This window comes from Streptomyces exfoliatus, from assembly GCF_000725545.1.
Taxonomy (GTDB): domain Bacteria; phylum Actinomycetota; class Actinomycetes; order Streptomycetales; family Streptomycetaceae; genus Streptomyces; species Streptomyces exfoliatus.
Genome location: NZ_JNZP01000013.1, coordinates 21,382 through 42,127, shown reverse-complemented (window position 1 = coordinate 42,127; position 20,746 = coordinate 21,382). Strand labels below are relative to the sequence as shown.

Annotated in this window: 16 protein-coding genes, 1 tRNA gene and 1 pseudogene; 6 read left to right on the top strand and 12 right to left on the bottom strand. The window is 71.4% G+C overall.

Translation table 11 applies throughout. From position 1 onward, the window contains the following. The first annotated feature begins 38 nt into the window (after positions 1-38). Positions 39-1,070 (top strand): ArsR/SmtB family transcription factor, encoded by a 1,032-nt coding sequence (locus IO20_RS0115905; RefSeq protein ID WP_051874718.1) that lies wholly within the window; start codon positions 39-41, stop codon positions 1,068-1,070. On the opposite strand, the gene IO20_RS0115900 is transcribed toward IO20_RS0115905, so the two are convergent. The 5 genes from IO20_RS0115900 to IO20_RS0115880 form a co-directional block, all read right to left on the bottom strand. Further along, a complete protein-coding gene (locus tag IO20_RS0115900; protein WP_030221755.1) occupies positions 1,067-1,708 on the bottom strand; it encodes an IclR family transcriptional regulator in 642 nt (213 codons plus the stop codon). The genes IO20_RS0115905 and IO20_RS0115900 overlap by 4 nt on opposite strands. 426 nt (positions 1,709-2,134) lie before the next feature. Further along, positions 2,135-3,925, bottom strand: a complete 1,791-nt coding sequence (locus tag IO20_RS0115895; RefSeq protein ID WP_470665796.1) for a DEAD/DEAH box helicase — start codon at positions 3,923-3,925, stop codon at positions 2,135-2,137. 123 nt (positions 3,926-4,048) lie between these two features. Beyond that, the gene (locus IO20_RS0115890; RefSeq protein ID WP_030554656.1) at positions 4,049-4,420 is read right to left on the bottom strand and encodes a type II toxin-antitoxin system death-on-curing family toxin; all 372 of its coding nucleotides are present in this window, start codon (positions 4,418-4,420) and stop codon (positions 4,049-4,051) included. After that, positions 4,417-4,614 carry an Arc family DNA-binding protein gene (locus tag IO20_RS0115885; protein ID WP_030554654.1) on the bottom strand — a complete coding sequence of 66 codons (198 nt, stop codon included), beginning with the start codon at positions 4,612-4,614 and terminating at the stop codon, positions 4,417-4,419. Before IO20_RS0115885 ends, IO20_RS0115890 begins: the two co-directional genes overlap by 4 nt. 32 nt (positions 4,615-4,646) lie before the next feature. After that, positions 4,647-6,155 (bottom strand): MFS transporter, encoded by a 1,509-nt coding sequence (locus IO20_RS0115880; protein WP_030554652.1) that lies wholly within the window; start codon positions 6,153-6,155, stop codon positions 4,647-4,649. Between the two features lie 171 nt (positions 6,156-6,326). On the opposite strand from IO20_RS0115880, the gene IO20_RS0115875 reads away from it, so the two are divergent. Then, positions 6,327-6,401, top strand: a tRNA-Cys gene (locus tag IO20_RS0115875). Between the two features lie 67 nt (positions 6,402-6,468). Beyond that, entirely contained in the window at positions 6,469-6,855 is a 387-nt protein-coding gene (locus tag IO20_RS0115870; RefSeq protein ID WP_106978660.1) for a phage holin family protein, read from the top strand. 16 nt (positions 6,856-6,871) lie between these two features. Here IO20_RS0115870 and IO20_RS37635 read toward each other — a convergent pair whose 3' ends face one another. Genes IO20_RS37635 through IO20_RS0115855 form a run of 3 tightly spaced genes read right to left on the bottom strand, consistent with a single transcriptional unit; the run spans position 6,872 to position 10,357 of the window. Continuing rightward, entirely contained in the window at positions 6,872-7,549 is a 678-nt protein-coding gene (locus IO20_RS37635; protein ID WP_051874717.1) for a hypothetical protein, read from the bottom strand. A gap of 31 nt (positions 7,550-7,580) precedes the next feature. Then, complete coding sequence (locus tag IO20_RS0115860; RefSeq protein ID WP_030554647.1) at positions 7,581-9,914, bottom strand: hypothetical protein; 2,334 nt, start codon at positions 9,912-9,914, stop codon at positions 7,581-7,583. Between the two features lie 14 nt (positions 9,915-9,928). Then, complete coding sequence (locus tag IO20_RS0115855; protein WP_030554645.1) at positions 9,929-10,357, bottom strand: hypothetical protein; 429 nt, start codon at positions 10,355-10,357, stop codon at positions 9,929-9,931. Positions 10,358-10,667: 310 nt separating this feature from the next. On the opposite strand from IO20_RS0115855, the gene IO20_RS0115850 reads away from it, so the two are divergent. From IO20_RS0115850 to IO20_RS0115840, 3 genes are all read left to right on the top strand, one after another. Further along, the gene (locus tag IO20_RS0115850) at positions 10,668-11,609 is read left to right on the top strand and encodes a serine/threonine protein kinase (protein WP_030554643.1); all 942 of its coding nucleotides are present in this window, start codon (positions 10,668-10,670) and stop codon (positions 11,607-11,609) included. 70 nt (positions 11,610-11,679) lie between these two features. Further along, positions 11,680-13,860, top strand: a complete 2,181-nt coding sequence (locus IO20_RS0115845) for a protein kinase domain-containing protein (protein ID WP_030554642.1) — start codon at positions 11,680-11,682, stop codon at positions 13,858-13,860. Between the two features lie 111 nt (positions 13,861-13,971). Beyond that, positions 13,972-16,074, top strand: a complete 2,103-nt coding sequence (locus IO20_RS0115840) for a protein kinase domain-containing protein (RefSeq protein WP_030554641.1) — start codon at positions 13,972-13,974, stop codon at positions 16,072-16,074. A 59-nt stretch (positions 16,075-16,133) separates the two neighbouring features. On the opposite strand, the pseudogene mycP (IO20_RS36630) reads toward IO20_RS0115840, so the two are convergent. The 4 genes and pseudogenes from mycP (IO20_RS36630) to IO20_RS0115820 all read right to left on the bottom strand — a co-directional run bounded on the left by mycP (IO20_RS36630) (position 16,134) and on the right by IO20_RS0115820 (position 20,675). Continuing rightward, positions 16,134-17,218 (bottom strand): annotated as a pseudogene (mycP, locus tag IO20_RS36630) (type VII secretion-associated serine protease mycosin). Positions 17,219-17,397: 179 nt separating this feature from the next. Continuing rightward, complete coding sequence (gene mycP / locus IO20_RS0115830; RefSeq protein WP_030554640.1) at positions 17,398-18,642, bottom strand: type VII secretion-associated serine protease mycosin; 1,245 nt, start codon at positions 18,640-18,642, stop codon at positions 17,398-17,400. Positions 18,643-18,665: 23 nt separating this feature from the next. Beyond that, a complete protein-coding gene (locus IO20_RS0115825) occupies positions 18,666-20,195 on the bottom strand; it encodes a WXG100 family type VII secretion target (protein ID WP_030554639.1) in 1,530 nt (509 codons plus the stop codon). Between the two features lie 45 nt (positions 20,196-20,240). Next, positions 20,241-20,675 carry a DUF2563 family protein gene (locus tag IO20_RS0115820; protein WP_030221798.1) on the bottom strand — a complete coding sequence of 145 codons (435 nt, stop codon included), beginning with the start codon at positions 20,673-20,675 and terminating at the stop codon, positions 20,241-20,243. Between the last annotated feature and the right edge of the window lie 71 nt (positions 20,676-20,746).

Genomic DNA, 20,746 nt, shown 5'->3' with positions numbered 1-20,746 from the left:
CGGGCGACGAAGGCCGGCGACGGGGAGGGAACCAGCCGATGACGAGGGTCCACTTCACGGCGGACGACTACCCGCGGGTGCGGTTCGCGGCCCGGCCGTCGCCGGTGCCCGAACTCCATGCGGCGCTGCTGATGTTGGGTGCCCCGCACGAGGAACTGCTCTTCGGGCGGTGGCGGGGCAGACTCCTGCGGGCCCTGCCGGCCGCGACGGAGCCGCTCGCGGAACTCGCGCCGGGCGGCGAGGCCCCGTCCTTCCTGGACGTGCTCGGCGACACGCGGGAGGAGGGCTTCGCGCTGATCCGGTCGGCCGGGCCGGCGCTCGTACGGGCCGAGCTCGGGCGGGTGTACGCGGGACGGCGGCGGGTTCCGGCCCGGGTGCGGGCTCTGCACGACGGGGACGGCGCGGCCTGGCGGACCCTTGAGCGGGCGCAGCGGGCGGCGTACGAGACGGTCCTCGCGCCGGTGTGGCCGCTGGTCCAGGACCTGCACAGGGCGGAGTTCACGCGGTACGCGCTCGCCGTCGCCGAGCACGGCCTGGACGCGGCCCTGACCGCGCTGGCGCCGGGCTCGGGGCTGCGGGACGGCGTGTGGGAGTGGCCGGCGAGCGGGCCGATAGGGCGGGAGATCCGGCTGGGCGGAAGGGGCCTCGTCCTCCTGCCGACGTTCCACTGGCGCGGCGGGCCCCTCGTCCAGGACCTGCCGGACCGGCCGGTGGTCCTCGCCTACCCGGCCGGCCGGGGCCTGCCGCTCGCCGCGGACGGCGCCGACACCCCGGAGGACGCCCTCGCGGGGGTCCTGGGCCACACCCGAACGGCGCTGCTGCGGGCCCTGGCAGAGCCCCGTACGACCACGGAGCTGGCCCGGCGCACGAACGTCTCCAACGCGACGGCCTCGGCCCACGCGTCCGCCCTCCGGGCGGCGGGCCTGATCACGACGGAACGCACGGGGCGCTCGGTCCACCACACCCGCACGCCCCTGGCCTCGCTCCTCCTGACCGCGACCCCGCCCGCGGGCGGCGACGCCCCCGCCTGGAAGAGCGGTGGCTTCGGCCTCTTGACCGGCGCGCCCTAGCGCAGCGCGTCGGCGACCTCCCGGGCCGCGTCGACCACCCGCGGTCCCACCCGCTCCGGCACCGCGTCGGCGAGCATCACGACGCCGACGCTGCCTTCGACCCCGGTCACGCCGACGAGCGGGGCCGCGGCGCCGCTCGCGCCGGCCTCCAGTTCGCCGTGGGTGAGGGTGTAGCCCGGTTCGGTCAGACCGCCCTGGCGGGCGGAGAGGATGGCGCGGCCGGCCGCGCCCCGGTCCAGCGGGTGCCGGAAGCCGGCCCGGTAGGCGACGTGGTAGTCGGTCCAGGTCGGTTCGACGACCGCGACCGCGAGCGCTTCCGCCCCGTCGACCAGCGTGAGGTGGGCCGTCGCCCCTATGTCCTCGGCGAGCGACCGCAGCGCGGGCAGCGCGGCCTCGCGCACCAGGGGGTGGACCTGGCGGCCGAGGCGCAGCACGCCGAGGCCGACGCGGGCACGGCCGCCGAGGTCGCGGCGGACGAGGGCGTGCTGTTCGAGGGTGGCGAGCAGTCGGTAGACCACGGTCCGGTTGACGCCGAGTTTGTTGGACAACTCGGTGACGGTCAGGCCGTGGTCGGTGTCGGCGAGCAGTTTGAGGACTCTGAGTCCCCGGTCGAGCGTCTGGGAGGTCTCCGCGGTCACGACGCCCTCTCCTTCGGAGTGAGTGGTGGGCGGGACTCTCACGGGGTCTGCGTCGCCGGTCCCGTCGGCGACGCACGTCAGAGGCCGCCGGCAGGAAGGGGTACACCGGCTGCGCTCCGCGGCGGCGCTGCCACGGGGCGAATGCTTTTGAGCCGGGACAGTAGCGACCCGCTCCGCTCAGCGGAAGACCTCGTCCAGAATCCGGGCGTCGGCGACCGGATAGAGACGGTTCGGGACCTTCGTCGGTCGGACACGGGACTTTGGCGGACAAGATCGGCTTTGTCGTGCCCGTAGCGTGGAAGCCGCCCGAGACCGACCGTGGGGGCCGGTCTCCGGCGCGGTCCCGCCGCCGGCCCTGCCGCCGCGGGACGGCTGAGGCCCGTACGACCGTGGTCGTACGGGCCTCAGCGGCTCACCGGGACGGCGTCATCGCATCCGGGTGGCCCACTCCTGCACCTTCTTGATCCGTTCCCGGATCTGGCCGGCGGTGGCCTCCGCGCTCGGCGGGCCGCCGCACACCCGGCGCAGCTCCGTGTGGATCACGCCGTGGGGCTTGCCGGTCTGGTGGACGTACGCGCCGACCATGGTGTTGAGCTGCTTGCGCAGTTCGAGCAGCTCCTTGTGGGAGACGACAGGGCGTCGCTCGGCGGGGAGTTCGAGCAGGTCCGCCTCGTCGTCCGGCTTCTTGCGGCTGTGCGCGATCTGCCGGGCCTGGCGCTTCTGCAGCAGGAGCTGGACCTGGTCGGGTTCGAGGAGGCCGGGGATGCCGAGGTAGTCCTGCTCCTCGGCGCTGCCGGGGTGGGCCTGCATGCCGAACTCGGCGCTGTTGTAGAGCACCCGGTCGAAGACGGCGTCGGACTCCAGGGCCTCGAACGGCAGCATGTCCTGCTCGCCGGTGTCCTCGTCCTGCTGCTTCTCCGCCTCCGCCATCTCCTTCTCGGATTCGGCGTACGGGTCCTCCTCGCCCTGCTTCTTGGGCTTGTCGAGGACGTGGTCGCGCTCGACCTCCATCTCGTTGGCGAAGCCGAGGAGGCTGGGGATGGTGGGAAGGAACACGGAGGCGGTCTCGCCGCGCCTGCGGGAACGCACGAAACGGCCGACGGCCTGCGCGAAGAAGAGCGGGGTCGAGATCGTCGTCGCGTACACGCCGACGGAGAGGCGGGGGACGTCGACGCCCTCGGACACCATGCGGACGGCGACCATCCAGCGGTCGGTGTTCTCGCTGAACTCGTCGATCCGCTTCGAGGCGCCGGTGTCGTCCGAGAGGACGACGGTGGGCCGGGTGCCGGTGATCTCGCGGATCAGCTTGGCGTACGAGCGGGCCGAGTCCTGGTCGGAGGCGATGACGAGGCCGCCCGCGTCGGGAATCGACTTCCGGACCTCGGTCAGGCGCTGGTCGGCGGCGCGCAGGACGTTCGGCATCCAGTCGCCCTTGGCGTCGAGCGCGGTGCGCCAGGCCTGCGAGACGGCGTCCTTGGTCATCGGTTCGCCGAGGCGGGCGGCGATCTCGTCGCCGGCCTTGGTGCGCCAGCGCATGTTGCCGCTGTAGGAGAGGAAGATGACCGGCCGGACGACGCCGTCGCCGAGGGCGTTGCCGTAGCCGTAGGTGTAGTCGGCGGAGGACCGCCGGATGCCGTCGTTCCCCTCCTCGTACGTGACGAAGGGGATCGGGTTCGTGTCCGACCGGAAGGGCGTACCGGTCAGCGCGAGGCGCCGGGTGGCGGGCTCGAACGCCTCCAGGCAGGCCTCGCCCCAGGACTTGGAGTCTCCGGCGTGGTGGATCTCGTCGAGGATGACGAGGGTCTTGCGCTGTTCACAGCGGTTGCGGTGGAGCATGGGCCGGACTCCGACACCGGCGTAGGTGATGGCGACGCCGTCGTACTCCTTGCTGAGAGGTCCGGCGCTGTAGTCCGGGTCCAGCTTGATCCCTATGCGCGCGGCGGCGGCGGCCCACTGCTTCTTCAGGTGCTCGGTGGGCGCGACGACGGTGATCTGCTGCACGACGTGGTGGTGCATCAGCCAGGACGCCAGGGTCAGGGCGAAGGTCGTCTTGCCGGCGCCGGGGGTGGCGACGGCGAGGAAGTCTCGGGGCTGCTCCTGGAGGTACCTGTCCATGGCGCCCTGCTGCCAGGCTCGCAGCTTGCCGGCGGTACCCCAGGGGGCCCGGCCGGGGAAGGCGGGAGAGAGGTGATGGGAGGAGGTGGTGGTAGTAGTCACGATCTCCGGGTTCGACGCTCGTCCAGATATGACAACCGGGCCACCTTACCGGTGCGGTCGCCTCGGGACGGGCCGGACGAGGCCGTGACCTCGCCCGGTGCGGCGCGTCTCACACCCGCCGGATCAGCGTGCGAACCTCGGCAGCGACGCTGCGATCTTAGGGACGTCAAGGGCTCCCTGGCAGACGTCCAGCACGAATGCCTCGGCTTCGTCGACGTCGAATCCGGGGTCGAGCGGATGCCCGTTCACGTGCAGGAAAACCCAGGTCGCGTACCAGGCGATGCGCTTGTTGCCGTCGACGAGGCCGTGGTTGCGGGCCAGCGACTCCATCAGTGCCGCGGCCTTCTCCCAGAGGCCGGGATAGGCGTCCTGGCCGAAGACACTGGACTGGGGGCGCAGCAGGGCGGAGTCGAGCAGACCGTAGTCCCGGACCTCACTCGCCCCGAGACGCTCCGCGAGGTTCAGGAGCTCCGGGAGCGCGAGGAAACGCGTCACGCAAGCCGCCGGTTGAGCTCCGCGCTGGCCTTCAGCACGTGCTCGGCCGCCTCGTCGAACAGGCGGGAGTGCTCGTCCACCGCGCTCATCACGGCGTCGTGTGCAAAGGACTGCATGCTGCGCCCCTCTGCCTCGGCGCGCTCGCGCAGCGCGTCCAGCTCTTTCTCGGTGAACCTGACATTCAGACCGGCCATGACGCCACGGTACCGCGCGGTACCACGCGGTGTCAGCGGCTTTCCGAGATGCCGGGCCGCCCCTCCGCGTGCAACCGCGTAGCGACCCACGCCCCCACCGCCGCCACCCCCGCCATCGGCAGGAAGACCGCCGCGAAGGCCGCCGGGTGGGAGCCCGTGGACGCGTGGGAGCCGACCGCGTGGCCGACCGCGCCGCCGCCGAGGGCCGCGAAGGCCGCGCCGCCCGCGGCGAGGAGGAGGACGTTGGAGAGGCCGTCGGAGATCTGCAGGGCGGCCGAGTTCGCGCCGACCTCCGCGGGCGCGGAGAGCTTCATGAGCAGGACGCTCGTCGAGGAGATGACGGCCCCCATGCCGAGGCAGCCGACGCCCCAGGCCGCCGCGACCACCCACACCGGCACCGCGGTGATCAGCACGCTCGGGGCCACGGCGATGGCGAGGGCCACGAGGACCATGCCGAGGACGACGAGCCGTTCCCGGTACGGCTCCGTCCACGGCCGGGCCTGGATCCAGGAGCCGAGGGCCCAGGTGAGGCCGCCCAGGGCGAGCGAGAGGCCGGCCAGGGTGGGGCTCAGGCCCCGCTGGGTGACCAGCATCAGCGGTACGAACGACTCGGCCGCGATGAAGGCGCCGGCGGCGATGCCCCGCAGCAGGATGACGGACGGCAGCCCGCGGGCCGCCCGCCAGGTGCCGCGCGGCAGCAGCCCGCGGGCGGTCGGCACGAGGAGCGCGACGCCCGCGACGGCCGGGAGCAGGGAGAGCCAGCGCAGCTCCTGACCGCCGTACTGGAGGAGTGCGGCACCGGCCGAGAGGCCGAGCGCCAGCCGGATCCGGCGCCGGTCCCACGGGGCGACGGGCACGGCCGGGTCGGCGGGGCCCGAGGCGGTGCGGCGGATCGCGGGGAGGGCGAGGGCCAGCGGGAAGACGACGAGGACGGGGATGCCGACGAAGACCCAGCGCCAGCCGAGGTGCTCGGTGACCGTGCCGGCGGCGAGCGGACCGACGACGGAGGGGACGACCCAGCTGGCGGCGAACGCCGCCATGATCGCGGGCCTGAGGTGCTCCGCGTAGGCGCGGCCGACGATCACGTACAGGGCGACGATGACGAGGCCGCCGCCGAGGCCCTGGACGGCCCGGCCGAGGATGAACAGCCACATGGCGCCGGCGGTCCCGGAGAGGAGCAGCCCGGCGGCGAAGGCGCTGATACCGGCGGTCAGGGGCGCGAGCGGCCCCCTCCGGTCGGACCACTGCCCGGCCAGGACCATGGCGAAGAGGCTGGTGGTGAAGTAGGCGGAGAAGGCGAAGGCGTAGAGGGAGACGCCGTTCAGCTCGCGGGCGGCGACGGGCATGGCGGTGCCGACTGCGGTCGCCTCGAAGGCGATGAGCAGGACGACGGAGACGATGCCGATGCTGAGCGCCCGGTGGGCCGGGTCGAGAACGGACCCCTTGGTGTCGTCGGCCACGGCACGGGGCCCGGGTCTTCCGGCGACGTCGCCGGCTGTGTCTGTGTCCGCTTCGGCGTCGCGGGGTTCGAGGGCGCTCATTCCCCCAGGGTAAGAGGTGAAGCTTTGAATGACCCCTGTCAGGAGTCCGGTCCTCCCTCAGCCCTTGGACGTACGACTGTGAACGGGATGTGTCAGTCGCATGGCACGGCCCCGGGAACCCTTGAGCCCCTCCGGCCCCGCCCCTACGGTCGTACTCGTTGCACCACACACGACCGTGTGCCCGAGTGGTTCAGGGGCTCGCCTGCAAAGCGAGTTACGTGGGTTCGAATCCCGCCACGGTCTCCAGGAATCTTGAAACGATCTCCCTCACGGGATCTTCACAGCTGCCCGCCGGCCGTGCCACAGTCCGCCCATGACCGAACAAGGCAGACGCAAGCTGGGGGTCCTCGTGGGCGTCGGCCTCGCCGGAGGCCTGCTGCCCGGCATCACCCTGGGCACCGAGACGGTCGAGGCGGCCCTGTCCGTCCTCGCCGCCACGCTGGTGCTCGTGGTCCTCACCCAACTGATCCACATCGGCCCCTCCGGCCGCGTCCCGCTCCCCATCCTGGCCGCCCTCGGCCTGGTCGGCTTCCTCCAGGACGCCCTCATCTGGTGGCTGCTGTCCTGGCTGGGCCCGAAGGTCTCGGAACTACGGGTCGAGGGCATCGGAACGATCCTCCTCGCGGCCCTGATCACACGCGGGACGTTCCTGCTGCTGTCGCAGCTGACGTCGACGGTGGAGATCGCGAAGGAGGGCTGAGCGGTATGCCGCGCGGCTACTGCTCGCCGCGCCACTTCTTCGCCTCGAAGACGGGCTTCTCGGGCAGCCCCGCGTTGTTCTCGCAGCCCAGCTCCTTCACGACCGCCAGCGTGACGGAGTGGAGGACGGTGAGGTAGGCCTCGCGGGTGGCGGGGGTGTTGGGGGGGTAGGCGCCCTTGACCGGCTTGTCGAACTCCAGCCAGCCGTGAATGGGGGCCGGCTGCTCCTCCGACCCCTCAAGCCGCGAGCTGGTGCAGCCCATGAAGAGATGCGCGTTCTCGTTGTCCGCGTTCGCCTCCCGGCCCATCCCGTAGAGATACCGGCCTTCGGCCGTCCACTTGTAGCCGTCGTCGTACAGGCTGGCGTCCTCGTACAGGTCGAAAAAGATCTGGATCCTGGAGCGCGGCGTAGTCTCGCTTCTGGCCGAGCACGCCTTGGTGTAGCCAAGCGCCCTGCCCGGCCCCTCGAAGGCCTGGTCTGCGATCAGCTTCTTCACCGTTGGCTCCAGCCCGTTGGTCCCGTCCGGGCTCAACTCCCTGGTGCCGAGCACCGACTCAAGCGCACGGGCCGCCGTCGGCGAGAGTGCGTCCTCGCACTGCCGCATGGCGCTGACTGGCTCCTCACCGCTCCCACACGCGGTGAGAAGCAGCCCCAGGGTCAGCACGGCGGAGACGAAGGCGGACGCTCTTCTCATCAGGATTCCTCGTGAATTCGGTGGCGGGGGTTCAGCCGGTCTCAGGGGCGTTGCCGGTCTGGTTCGCATGATCGTTGCCAAGTCCGTAGCCGTTGTTCACGGCCTCGATCATGTCCTGCCGGAAGCCGCTGCTCACCTGGTCCCGGTGCTCGAACATGAACCGCTCCATCGGGGAAGTGGCGCTGTACCTGCCGGCCTCGTAGATGGCCTTGTTGTCCTCGTGGATCTGCTCCTCGGTCTTGTCCTTGTGGTCCTCTACGGACTTGTCCGACCAGTCGCCGACGACCTGCCCGGCCAACTGCTCCATGACGCCCGACCCGGTGTCGACCGCGAGCGGTACGAGGACTGCGGCCGCGCCCACCGCCGCGGTGGCGGGCAGGAAGGCGACACCGGCCGCGATGCCGACCGTGGCGCCGAGCTGTACCCAGCCGGCCTTCTTCGCCTGCTCCTTCTCGTAGTCCTCGTGCGCCTTCATGCCTTCGGCCTCGACCTGGTTGGCCCGTGACTCGTCGAGGACGCCCTGGAAGGTGGCCCCCGTGTACACAGCAGCCTGTGCGTTCCCCTCGTCAATCTTGCCGTTCGGGCCGACCTGCGCTTCGAGGACGCTGGTGGTGTACAGGCGTTCGGCCGTGGACAGCGTCGCGTAGGCGTCCGGGTGCTGGCCGAGGGTGCTCAGGAAGCCGACGGCCGCGCTCCGCCCGAACTCCGGGTGCGCCTCCAGGCCCTTGGTCGGGGTGAAAGGCCGGTCCGAGCGGTTGTCGTCCAGCGCCCAGTTGAGGTCGTCGATGTAACCGGCGCCCATGGTGCCTAGGCTGTCCGCCATCGTGGGCTGCCACTTCTTGAGCAGCTCGGCGTCGCCACCGTACGTCGCGACGACCTCCTGCATGATCTTGCCAGTGGTCTCGTCGCGCTTCAGTTCCGGCGTCGGGTCGTCCCACGCGTGCCCGAGCGTCGCCGCCTCCAGGGCGTGGCCCAGGGCGTCCGGCATGTACCCCATGGTCTTGGTGAGGTCGTCCGGGTTGTGCCCTTCGATGTCGGCGAAGAACGTGTAGTCCTTGTTCGCGAAGTAGTCCAGGTAACTGGTCTGACTGTCGTCCTTCTTCGCGTCCAGGTCCACCGTCCCGCCGACACTGCCGTCCTCCTTGTACGAGGTCGGTTCCTTCGAGAAGAACTCCTTCGACGCCTCCGGGCTGTGCCCCAGCGCCTCCAGCATCGAGATCATCGGGTCGAAGCCGGCCCCGTTGACGCCCGACGGGTTGTACTGGTTCTGCAGGCCGCCCGCCATCATCGGCTTGCTGTTGGCGAAGAGGTACGGGTCCTTCGCGTGGAGCTGGGTGACGTGCTCGGCGATCGGGACCAGGAACTTCTTGTCGTAGTCGCCGTAGCGCATGATGCCGCCGAGCAACTGGTAGCCGAAGGCCGGGTTGTTGTCGTACTTGGCGAGCGGGATGCGTTCCGTGCCGAGCCTGCGCATGTCCGCGGACCACTTCTCGGTCCACGCGTCGCCGCCCTGCGTCGCCGTCGCCAGGTTGAGGCCCAGGTTCTTCTGGAGTTCCTGGACGTCGGCGAGGCGCTGCTTGTCGACCTTCGCGTAGTCGTACGTGTCCGTGGACAGCTGCCCGAAGAACTCCAGCGCGCCCTTCGCCTCCAGGCCGTTGTAGAACGTACGGGAGAACTCCTTCGAGCCGCTGTTGTCCTTCAGCAGTTCGTTGAGGCGCATCAGCTCCTCGTGGGAGATGTCCCGGCCCTTCTTCGCCAGGTCGACCGCGCGCTGCGCCTCCTCGGCGTCGAGGCTCTTGTACTTCGGCGCGCTGAAGTCGTGCCCGTCCTCGGTGATGTTGGCCTTGAGCGCGTTGGAGCAGGCCACGTCCGCGTCGTCGCAGCTCTCCACGATCGCGTCGATCCGCCGCTGCATCGCCTCGATCGCGGCGCGCTCCTGGCGGACCAGGCCCTGGAAGTCGGGGTCGTGCCGCATCCCCTGGTCCTTGGTCGAGGACAGCGGCTCGACGGCCTCGACCTTGCCACGGGAGGTCACCCGGAAGCGTTGCTTCGGCGCCTCCGTGTCCACGATCGCCGTGAGGTCGTCCTTCGCCTTCTTGAAGGCGTGGTAACCGTCCTCCAGGACCTTGTGGATGCCGTCGGCCGCCTTGGCCGCGTCGTCGAACTCCTTCGCGGTCTTGTCCACGAACGGCTTCGTGACCTCGGCGTTCACCCCGCGCCAGTAGTCGTCCTTCGCCTTCGCCGCCATCGTCGTACGGGCGTCGTCGGCGAGTTTCTCCAGTTTGCCCTTCATCGCGGACCAGTCGTCGGCCGCGGCCTTCATCTTGCCGAGGGGCGCCCGGTAGACGTTGTCGAAGGTCAGCACAGCAGGTCCCCCGCCTACTTGAAGTACTCGTTGATCCTGGAGGCCGCGAGGGCCGCCTGGATGTCCGCCTCTTCCTCGGCGTGCGAGGCCGCGCTGTAGTCGAGGTGGTTGGAGATGTTGGCGCAGGCGTCGAGCAGCGTCCTCAGTTGCGAGTCCCACCGCTCCTGCACGGTCGACATCGCGGACCCGGTGCGGAAGCCGTGGCCGGACATGTCCGTCGCCGCCTCCGTCGTGCTCGTACGCGCGTGGTCACCGTCCTTCAGCAGCCGTCCGTGCAGCGCGTACGCGGCGCTGCCGATGGCGCCGAGCTTGTCCTGGTCGACGCTGAGATCGGCGTTGCCGCCGCCACCGCCGCCGGGCTCGGGGGCGAGCTGGTTGAGCCTCGTGCTCACCGTGCTCGTCGACGTGGACCGTACGGACGCCCACTCCTGTTCGAACGACATGTTCTCCCCCGCGACGGTGTTCGTTCCGGCTTCGCCCCAGCAAGTTCCGTGCCCACGGAATCAGGGCGATCGTAGCCTCCCGCACACCTAGCCGAGCGCTGCCCGCTGGGAATCAGCGGCTTCCCCGGGATCTTCACGGCGTCCGCATGCGTGCTTCACCTTCGCAATCCGGACAGCCTGGACGTTCCTCCGCCACGCGCGGTGACAGCCGCTCCGGAACACCTCCCGGGGACGGCCCCCGGCCCCTCGCTCGATAGGCTCGACGCGCCCCCGTCGCCACGGGGTGCAGGGACGACGGGGGGCAGGAACGGTGGAACGGTCGCGCACAGAGCAGGAGTCCACGCAGAAGTCCGCGCAGGACTCCGCACGGCGGTTCGGCCCCCACCGGCTGATCACCCGCCTCGACCCGCCGCACGCCTCACCGCCCTGCCGCCGCTACGTGGCCCGCACCGAGGACGGCGAGCGGACCGTGCTGCTCAGCACCCCACTGCCCGGCACCGACCCCGCCCGGTTCGCCGCGGAGGCCGACGCCGCCCGCCACCTCATCGGCCCCTGGGTCGCTCCGGTGACGAGCGTGGCCGGCCCCGGCGAACCCCCCTGGTACGCGAGCCCGTACGTCCCGGCGCTCCCGCTCCCCGTCGCCCTGGCCGTCCACGGCGGCCCGCTGCCCGAGGCCACCGTCCGCGCCGTCGGCGCCGCCCTCGCCGAGGCGCTGGCCGCCGCGCACGCCCAGGGGCTCACCCACGCCGGGGTGTCCCCCGCCTCCGTCCTGCTCACCGCGGACGGCCCCCGGCTGACCTGCTTCGGTGCGGTACGGGCCGCCTCGGCCGACGGCGAGCCGCGCACCGGCCTGCCCGGCATCGACCCGGGGTCGCTCGCGCCCGAGCAGGCGTCGGGTGGCCGGCCGCGCCCGCCGGGTGACGTCTTCGCGCTCGGCGCCGTCCTCGCGTACGCCGCCACCGGGCACACCGTGCCCGAGCGGGACGAGATCCCGCCCGGCCTCCGCCCGTTGATCGCCTCCTGCCTGGCCCGCGACCCGGCCGACCGGCCCACGGCCGCCGCCCTGACGTTCGCGCCGGCCCCGCCGCCGACCGCGTCGTCCTCGCCGACGGGGCACGCGACGACGCTGAACCCGGCCGGCGGCCTCCTCGCCCCCGGCTGGCTGCCGGGCCGGGTGGTCGCCGCCCTCGCCCGCCAGTCCTCCGAACTCCTCGCCGCCGAACTCCCGGCCGTGGCAGCGACAAGGGCCTGAAGGCCGACACGCCACCCCACCTCCCTGCTCCTCCCCCTCCCCTCCCGGACTGACGGACCACACACATCCCATGCTGTCGCCCCTGACCCACGACGACCCGGCCACCGTCGCCACGTACCGTCTCCTCGCCCGCCTCGGCTCCGGCGGCATGGGCACGGTCTATCTGGCGCGTACCCCGGGCGGCCGTACCGTCGCCCTGAAGACCGTGCACGCGCGGCTCGCCACCGACCCCGCCTTCCGCAGCCGTTTCCGCCTGGAGACGGACGCGGCGCGGATCATCGGCGCCCGCCACGGCGCGGCCGTCGTCGACGCCGATCCGCTGGCCGAGACCCCGTGGCTGGCCACCGAGTACGTCCTCGGCCCGCCGCTGGACGACGCCGTCGCGCTCGGCGGCCCGCTGCCGGAGCCCACCGTCCGCGCCGTCGGCGCCGCGCTCGCCGGGGCCCTCGCGCAGCTGCACGCCTCGGACGTGGTCCACCGCGACCTCAAGCCGTCGAACGTCCTCGTCACCGCGTACGGCCCGAAGATCATCGACTTCGGCATCGCCCGCGCGGCCGGCGACGACCACCTCACGCGTACGGGAGCGGCGGCCGGCACTCCCGCCTTCATGTCGCCGGAGCAGGCGAGCGGCCAGGAACACCCGCCCGCGGGCGACGTGTTCGCGCTCGCCGGCGTCCTCGTCTTCGCCGCCACCGGCCACGGCCCCTTCGGTACGGGCTCCCCCGCCGACCTCCTCTACCGCGTCCGCTACGCCGAACCCGACCTCACCGGCGTACCGGAGGCACTGCTGCCGCTCCTGACGGCCTGCCTCGCCAAGGACCCCGCGGCCCGCCCCACCACGGGCTTCCTGGTGGACCATCTCCACGACGGCCACGGCGAGTTCGCCGACCACCTGCCCCCGCTGCTCCTCGCCGACATCGCCCGCCGCGCGACCGACGTCTGGCTGCACGCACCGCACCGCCTCCCGGCCCCCGCGGAGTCCGCGGTGGCGGCGACCGCCCCGAACACCCCCCTGTCGCGCCGCCGCGCCCTCACTCTGGGCGGAGGTTCCCTGCTCGGTCTCGCGGGAGCGGGCGCCGGAGGGTGGGCGTGGCTGAACTCCCGTGACCCCGGCCGGTCCACCGGCGGCACACCGGCCCCGACGGGCCCCACCGCCGTCCCCGCCACGACCGCCACCGACGGCGCGCCCGCGCCCCTGTGGCAGCACACCGTCCTCGACCGCGAGGAGAGGACCACCCAGCTGCTCGCCGGTGACGACGTCGTGGGCTTCGCCGAGACCGTCTCCTTCCGGGCCGTCGACACGAAGGACGGCAGCGAACTCTGGAACGAGTCGGCGGTCATGCACCCGCACCAGATCACCACCGACGGCACGAACTACTACCTCTCCGACGGGAACTTCGACGGACCGGGCGTCCTGAAGATCCGTACGCTCGCGCCGCGCACCGGCAAGGAGGCCGCCCGGACGATCCAGCTGAAGGGCATCGACGGAACGACCACGCAGCTCCTCACCGCGACCGGCGGACTCCTCTTCACCGCCTCGCGCCTGGGCAAGCGGGACCTCGACGCGGAGAACGTCGGCTGGCACCTGCTCACCGTCGACCTGCGGACGGGCAAGGAGGCGTGGCGGCAGCCCTACGAGTGGGACGGCGTGCGGCCCTGGCTCGCCCAGGTCGTCGGCGACCAGCTGATCCTCGGCAAGAACAGCGGTGACCTCGAGACCTTCCTCCTCCAGGCGCGGGACACGCGCACGGGCCGACAGCTGTGGAAGCGGCGGCTCCCGCTGGTGGATTCCGACTCGTTCATCCCCGGCCACCTCACCACCGACGACCGGCACGTCTACACGGGCGGCGACCGTCTCCGGGCGGTGCGCCTGTCGGACGGGGCGGTCGCCTGGGAGTACGGCACCGGCACCGCCCCGCTGCGTTACGGGATCCCCGTCGTCGCGGGGAGCCTCGTCTACACGAACGTGAGCGGACAGGGTCTCGTGGCCGTCGAGACCACCTTCGGCATCGAGCGCTGGAAGGAGGAGGTCGGAAGCCGCCCGCTGGCCCCCGACACCCTCAGCAAGCCGGTGATCGGCACGAAGTACGCCTACGCCCCTGTACGCGGCGGGCTGAGCGCGGTCGACCTGTCGACCCGCACCTCGGCCTGGGTCTTCCCCACGGACGCCTCGCGCTACGTCGTGGACCAGGAGCGGAGCCGCATCATCGGGGCCGGGGAGTCGTCCGCGGTGGCGATCCCGTTCGAGTGAGCCCCGCCCTCCTCCCCCTGGAAGAACGCCATCCCCGAACGCCATCCCCGAACGCCATCCCCGAACGCCGTCCCCGAACGCCGTCCCCACCTCACCGGAAAGCATCTCCTCGTGACCACGCAGCCCCTCGCCGTCGGCGATCCGCTCCGGCTCGGCCCGTACCGCCTGCTCGGCGTCCTCGGCGAGGGCGGCATGGGCAAGGTGTACGTCGGCCGTGACGGCTCCGGCGCCCCCGCCGCCGTCAAGGTCCTCCGCCCCGAGCTCGCCCACGACCAGCACCTCGCCCAGCGCTTCGTCCGCGAGGCGGACATGGCGCGGGCCGTGACGAGCCGTGGCGTGGCCCGGGTCCTCGACGCCCAGACGGAGGGCGGGCGGCCGTGGATCGCCGCCGAGTTCCTCGCGGGACCGACGCTGGACATCGCCGTCCGCGAGCACGGGCCGATGGACGTGGCGACGGTCCGCGCCCTCGCCGCCCACCTCGCCCGCACCCTGTACGACATCCACGCCGCCGGGCTCGTCCACCGCGACCTCAAGCCGGCGAACATCGTGCTCACCTCGACCGGCCCGCGGATCATCGACTTCGGCATCGCCCGCCCCGAGCACGGGCTCACCCTCACCACGACCGGCCAGATCCCGGTCACGCCGGGGTACGGGGCGCCGGAGCAGGTCCTCGGGCAGCGCGTCGGCCCGGCGTCGGACGTGTTCTCGCTCGGCGCGGTCCTCGCGTTCGCGGCGAGCGGCCGGCGCGCGTTCGACGCCGGCCACGTGGCGGCGGTGCAGTACGAGGTCGTCCACGGCGCCCCGGACCTGACCCTGGTACCGCCCGAGCTCCAGGAGCTCATCGGCCCGTGCCTGGCGAAGGACCCGGCGTTCCGCCCGTCGCCGCCGCAGGTGGCCGAGGCCTTCGCCCCGCCGAAGGGCGCCGACCGCGCCTGGCGCAAGGGGCCGCTCGCCGAGGACATCAAGCGGCGCGAGACGGCCACGAAGCGCCTCGCGGCCCCCGAGGAGACCGCCGTGCCCGGCGCGAGGCCGTCCCGGCGCCGCTTCCTCACGGGCGCGGCCGTGGGCGTGGCGGTCCTGGGCGCGGGCGGTGGGGCGGGGGCCTGGTGGCTGAACCGCGAGGAGGTGAAGGAGTCGCCGACCGCCCACGTGCCGCCCGCCGTGCCGACGCCGGAGGCGGCCTTCGTGTCGATCATCGACAACCCGTACGGCACGGCTCCGAAACCCCTGTGGGGGCCCCGGCAGGTCGCGGCACCGAACGGCCCCGTTCCGCTCCCCGTCAGGGACGTGGTGATCATGGAGGCGGCGGAGGGCGGGCTGCTCGCGCTGTCCGTGACGAACGGCAAGGAGCGGTGGCGGGCCAAGGGCATCGACCCCGCCGCCGGTTTCGTCTCCGTCGCCGACCGGCTCGTCGTGGGCGTGGACAAGAACGGCGTCGCACACGCCTTCGTCGCCTCCACCGGGAAGCCCGTCTGGCAGAGCCAGAACGATGTCGACCACCTCCTGGCGGCCGACGACACCCACGTCTTCCTGGTGACCGCGAAGAACGAAGTCCGCGCGCTCGACGCCTGGACCCTCGCCACGACGTGGACACGCCCGATGCCGTCCCCCCGCTTCCCGACCGGCCCGGCGAAGGCCGCGGTGGGCAGGAAACGGCTGGTGATCCACGGCAGGGACGGCCATGTGACCGCGCTCTTCACGGAGACGGGCGAGGAGGACTGGGACGTCAAGAACCAGGGCACCGACGGGGAGATCCCGGTCCTCGGCGACAACATCGCCTACCTCAGCGGCCACGTCTTGATGACCCGTCGGCTCGAACGCGGCGACTACCTGTGGGACGACGAGGCGTGGAGCGACAAGAGCTGGGCCACACCGGTGACGGACGGCGACTACGTCATCGCCACCGTCGGCCACAGCGTCTACCGCTACGGCACCATGCCGGAGATGCACCGCCCGGTTCTGGACTGGAACACGTCCCTGGACGGACTGGGTTCGGGTATCGGCACCCTCAACCCTCCTGTCGTGGCGGGCTCGACGGTGTGGCTGCACTCACCCGACAACAGCAAGGTCCACGTCCTCCACAAGACCACCAACGAGGAACTCTTCACCGCTACGGTCCCGCGCGAGGGCGCCTACCAGCTGGCGACCGCCGGCAACCGCGTCTTCATCGCCCGCGGCGGCCGGGTCTACGCCGTGCCGGTCTACGGCCGCTGAACCAGGCTCACCCGGCTCGCTTCTCCGCCTCGTGCCAGGACGGACCCCGGCACGAGGACTCAGCCTCGCCGGGACCGGAGTGCGGATACGGCGACGGCGGCACCGATCAGCACGGCCGCGCCGATTCCGAGGCCGATCCACAGCCCGGTGTTGCCGCCCTCGTCCGTCGACGCCTGCGGGGCCGGAGCCGGTGCGGGGGGTGCGGAAGACGGGGTCGACGAGGGAAGGTCACCGGACGGCGAGGCGGTCACCGCCTCCTTGAGGTCGTCGATGGGCCGCACATCGGCCGGGCCGGGGTCACCAGGGGTCTTCAGGGCACGGAGGGGCCGGATGGCTCCGTAGCCGATGTAGTCGTTGCGCTTCCCGCCGTCGTTGGGCGCGGCGATCGTGTTGAGCATGACCTTCAGGACCTGGTTGTTGGTCCAGTCGGGGTGCTTCGACCAGATGAGCGCGGCGGCGGCGGAGGCCAGGGCGGTGGCGTCGCTGGTACCGGTGGACGTGCAGATGTCAGTGCCGTCGCCGCATGCGGCGACCATGTCCTTACCCGGTGCCGCCATGTCGACCTGGGGGCCGTACTGGGACATCGGGACGCGCGTCAGCTTCTTGTCGACGGCACCGACGCCGACCGCACCAGGGTCGCTGCCGGGTACTCGAGACGGTTTCCCTTGTCACCACTGTTGCCGACGCCCGCGAAGACCAGGGCGCCCTTGTCCAGGGCGTACTTCACCGAGTCGGTGAGTGCCTGCGAACCCGCTGTCGAGCCGAGAGAGACGTTGATGACCTTGGCGCCGGCATCAGCCGCGTACCTGATCGCGGGGGGAACGTCGCGGTTGAAATCCTTCTCGCTCTGCGCCAGAGTGCCCTTCCCCGCGTCAAGCCTGGGAACGCGTACCGGAAGGATCTTGGCACCAGTGGCCAGGCCAAAGGCTCCGCTTCCGGCCCCTGTGCCCGCGATGAGAGCGGCCATGCCCGTGCCGTGTCCGGTGTACTCGGTGAACTGATCCCCCGACAGATTCGTGGCGAAGTCCTTGCCGGCCAGCACCTGACCACGGAGTTCCGGGTTGCTCTTGCTCACGCCGGAGTCGATCACCGCGACGGTGACGCCCTTGCCTGTGCTGATCTGCCAGATCTCCTCGGCGCCCATGGCGTCGAGGTGCCATTGGCGGTCCCGGACGCCCTCCGCGTGGGCGGGCACGGAAGCGATGCCCACCAGCAGCATCCCCAAGGCGGCCGAGGCGGTAGCTCGGGCACGACTCCGTCGAATACTGCCGGTACGCATCTGCTTCCGCTTCCTCGCGCTGATCAGTCGACGACGGGCGGAAGTCAGCCCCGCCGCGAACGCAGTACGAACACGGCGACAGCGGCACCGATCAGCACGGCCACTCCGATGCCCAGCCCGATCCAGAGGCCGGTGTTACCGCTGTCCTCGGCAGCGGCCTGCGGAGCCGGCGCCGGCGCGGCGGAAGACTCCGAAGGGGCGGGGGAGGACGACGAAGGGTCCGTGGCAGAAGTGCTCGCGGACGGGGTGCCGGCCGCGATCTCCTTGAGGTCGTCGATGGGCCGGACATCGGCCGGGCCGGGGTCACCGGGCGTCTTCAGCATACGGAGCGGGCGGATGGCACCGTAGCCGATGAAGTCACTGCGCTTGGGACCCTCGGTCGGCGAGGAGATGGTGTTGAGCATGACCTTCAGGACCTGGTTGTTGGTCCAGTCGGGGTGCTTCGACCACACGAGCGCGGCCGCGGCGGAAGCGAGAGCGGATGCGTCACTGGTGCCGGTGGACGTGCAGATTCCGGTGCCACATGCGGCGACCATGTCACTGCCAGGGGCCGCGATGTCGACCTGGGGACCGATCTGGGACATGGGAACATGCTTCACCTTCTGGTCGACGGCACCGACACCGACGACACCAGGAGTCGCCCCCGGGTATTCCAGCTTGTTGCTCTTGTCTCCGGTGTTGCCGACAGCGGCGAAGACCAACGCACCCTTGTCGAGGGCGTACTTCACGGCATCGGTGAGCTGCTGCGAGCCAGTGGTGACGCCCTGAGAGATGTTGATGACCTTCGCCCCGGCATCGGCGGCGAAGCGGATCGCCTCGGGCATGTACCTGTTGAACTCACGGTCGGCCTGGGCCTGGCTCTTGTTCCCACCGCCTGATCCCGGCACACGCACGGGGAGGATCTTGGCTCCCGGAGCCAGCCCGAAAGCACCGTTGCCACCGTCAGCCTCGCCAGTACCCGCGATGAGACCGGCCATGCCGGTGCCGTGACCCGTGTAGTCGGTGAACTCGTCGCCCTCTTCGTCCGGGGCGAGATCCTTGCCCTTGAGGATCTGTCCCCTCAAGTCCGGGTTCCTTTGATCCACACCACTGTCGATCACGGCGACGGTGACGCCCTTGCCTGTACTGAGCTGCCAGATCTTCTCGGCGCCCATCGCGGTCAGGTGCCACTGACGGTCGCGGACGCCCTCCGCATGGGCCGGAGCGGAAGCGATGCCCACCAGCAGCATCCCCAAGGCGGCCGAGGCGGTGACTCGGGCACGACTCCGTCGAATACTGCTGGTACGCATCTGCTTCCGCTTCCTCGCGCTGATCAGTCGATGACGGGCGGGGCCACGCGGCGGTTGCCCTGCTGCCAGGTCTCCTCGTCCTCGACAAGGTAGTCGGGACGCTCTCCGTTCTGCTCCTCACGGTCACCGGACCGCGGGGAGCCGCCGCGCACGAGGCCGGAGCCACCCGGCGTGAACGGTCGCGTGCCACCAGCGCCACCCGCGGCTCCGGCGCGCTGCGCCTTGCCGCCGACGACTCCGCCGGTCTCACCGGCGAGACGGCGTCCGCCGCTGATGCCGCTCTGGCCTGCACCCATGGCACCGCCCATCGGGCCTCCCATGCCGCCGCCCATGGGGGCGCGGCCGACGCCGGAGCCGTTACGCCCGCCAGGCTCGGTGCCGATGACGGTGCTGCGCGGGATGCCCGTCGTGGGACGGCCCGTCTGGGGAACCTGACGGCCGCCGCTGATTCCCTCACGGGGGCCGCCCAGCGGGCCGGGCATGCCCGGGAGGCCGCGCGGGCCGGTGGTCATCGGGTTGCGCGTGCCGCCGGTGACGGGGCCGGTGGGACGTACGGGGGCCTGACCTCCCTTCCCCGTGAAGGGCGGAACGCCGGTGGTCGTCACGAACGGAGGCGTACCGCCGTCCGGCTTGGTGATCGGCGGCGTCGTGCCTGGGGTCTGCGTCGTCGGACCGGGTGTGGTCGGCGGCGTCAGGGTCTCGACGCTGTCGATGCCGAGGTCCACGGGGACGTCGGGCCTGACTTCGGGGCGGATGACGTGCGTCGGACCGCTCTTGTCCTGCGAGGGCGGGACGGTGTGCGTGTCCGGCGTGGTGCGCGTATCCGGTTGCGAGATGGTGGTGCGCGCCCCCGCGCCCGTTTCCGCGCCTGTCCCTGTCGAATAGCTTCCGCTCTTCGACGAGGGGCCGACAGACCCTCCGCTTCGGCGCTCGTTCGCGCTCGCCGGGACGAAATCCCCCGGCGGCGGCGGGAACGTCGGCGGCTGGGCGCTCGTCATGTGGAAGCTGGACCAGTAGTACGCGGACGAGAGCTTCACCATCTCCGTCTCCGCCGCCTGCTTGGTCGCCGCCTCCTTGGCCAGAATCGCCTGGAGGTCCTCGCTGGCGGAGATCGACCGCTGGGCGTCACCGGCGACCTTCGCCGAATCGGGGTCGTTGCGGTACTTCTGCGCGGCCGCCAGGTTCGCCTTGGCCGACTCGTGGGAGGTGTAACGAGGCATGGCGCTCTTGGCGCTGGCAATGGCCGACGCCGTCTTGTGCATCTCCACGGCCCCGTTGCCGCTGTAGTCGCTGAGCGCCCTGGTGGAACTCACCACGCCGTCAGCCCACTTGTTGAAGGCCTGCTCCGCTTCGCCCTTCCAGTCCACTCGAAGTGACCGGCTCTTGAGCTTCTCCGCGATGGCATCCAGCTGTTCGGCCGCTGCCTGCAAGCGGTCGGCCGCGATCCTCACACCGGATTCGCTGGCTTCGTCCAGCCAATCCAGCATCTGCTGGTGCGACATGGAGCTGAAATCGGTGGTACCGCCGCCTCCGCCGCCCTCTGCTGGCCTCATCCTTCGCCTCTTCCCCGTGTCCCCGACATTCCGTCCATGCCCGCCCTACTGGTAGCCGCCGCCTTCGTCGCCCGTCCGATCCTTGCCGGTCTCCGGGATGCGGCCGGCCTCGCGGTCCGCCTTCGCCTTGGCGTCCTCGGTCCGCTGGTGAATGCCGATCATCTTCTGCTTGATGTCGTCGTCCATCTGCTGGAAGCCGTCCTTGGACGCGACGACCGCGATGCCAAGGCCCTCCAGGCAGTCCTGCAGCAGTCCGGAGAGCTCCGTCAACTGCCTGAGGACGGTCTCGTACGAGGTGTAGATGCCCGTCGCCTCGCCCCAGGCCGCACCACCGCCGCCGAACTTGGTGCGCGACAACGGGTCGCTCTTCATCTTGCCCGGGCCGGCCTCCGAGGAGGTGAGCATCTCGATCAGGCCGTCGATGCCCGCCTTGAACTCCGACATGGATTCCGTGTTGTAGAGCACGGCCTCCCTGCTCATGGCGCGCATCCCTGCCCCGTCCATATAGGCTTCCACGCTCGCGCTCCTCCCCCGTTGAACACCCGTGCGGC

Coding starts and splice junctions, on each gene's coding strand:
- IO20_RS0115905 (WP_051874718.1), top strand. CDS start 39: ATGACGAGGGTCCACTTCACGGCGGACGACTACCCGCGGGTGCGGTTC.
- IO20_RS0115885 (WP_030554654.1), bottom strand. CDS start 4,614: ATGGCCGGTCTGAATGTCAGGTTCACCGAGAAAGAGCTGGACGCGCTG.
- IO20_RS0115880 (WP_030554652.1), bottom strand. CDS start 6,155: ATGAGCGCCCTCGAACCCCGCGACGCCGAAGCGGACACAGACACAGCC.
- IO20_RS0115870 (WP_106978660.1), top strand. CDS start 6,469: ATGACCGAACAAGGCAGACGCAAGCTGGGGGTCCTCGTGGGCGTCGGC.
- IO20_RS37635 (WP_051874717.1), bottom strand. CDS start 7,549: ATGAGAAGAGCGTCCGCCTTCGTCTCCGCCGTGCTGACCCTGGGGCTG.
- IO20_RS0115855 (WP_030554645.1), bottom strand. CDS start 10,357: ATGTCGTTCGAACAGGAGTGGGCGTCCGTACGGTCCACGTCGACGAGC.
- IO20_RS0115845 (WP_030554642.1), top strand. CDS start 11,680: ATGCTGTCGCCCCTGACCCACGACGACCCGGCCACCGTCGCCACGTAC.
- mycP (WP_030554640.1), bottom strand. CDS start 18,642: ATGCGTACCAGCAGTATTCGACGGAGTCGTGCCCGAGTCACCGCCTCG.
- IO20_RS0115825 (WP_030554639.1), bottom strand. CDS start 20,195: ATGAGGCCAGCAGAGGGCGGCGGAGGCGGCGGTACCACCGATTTCAGC.
- IO20_RS0115820 (WP_030221798.1), bottom strand. CDS start 20,675: ATGAGCAGGGAGGCCGTGCTCTACAACACGGAATCCATGTCGGAGTTC.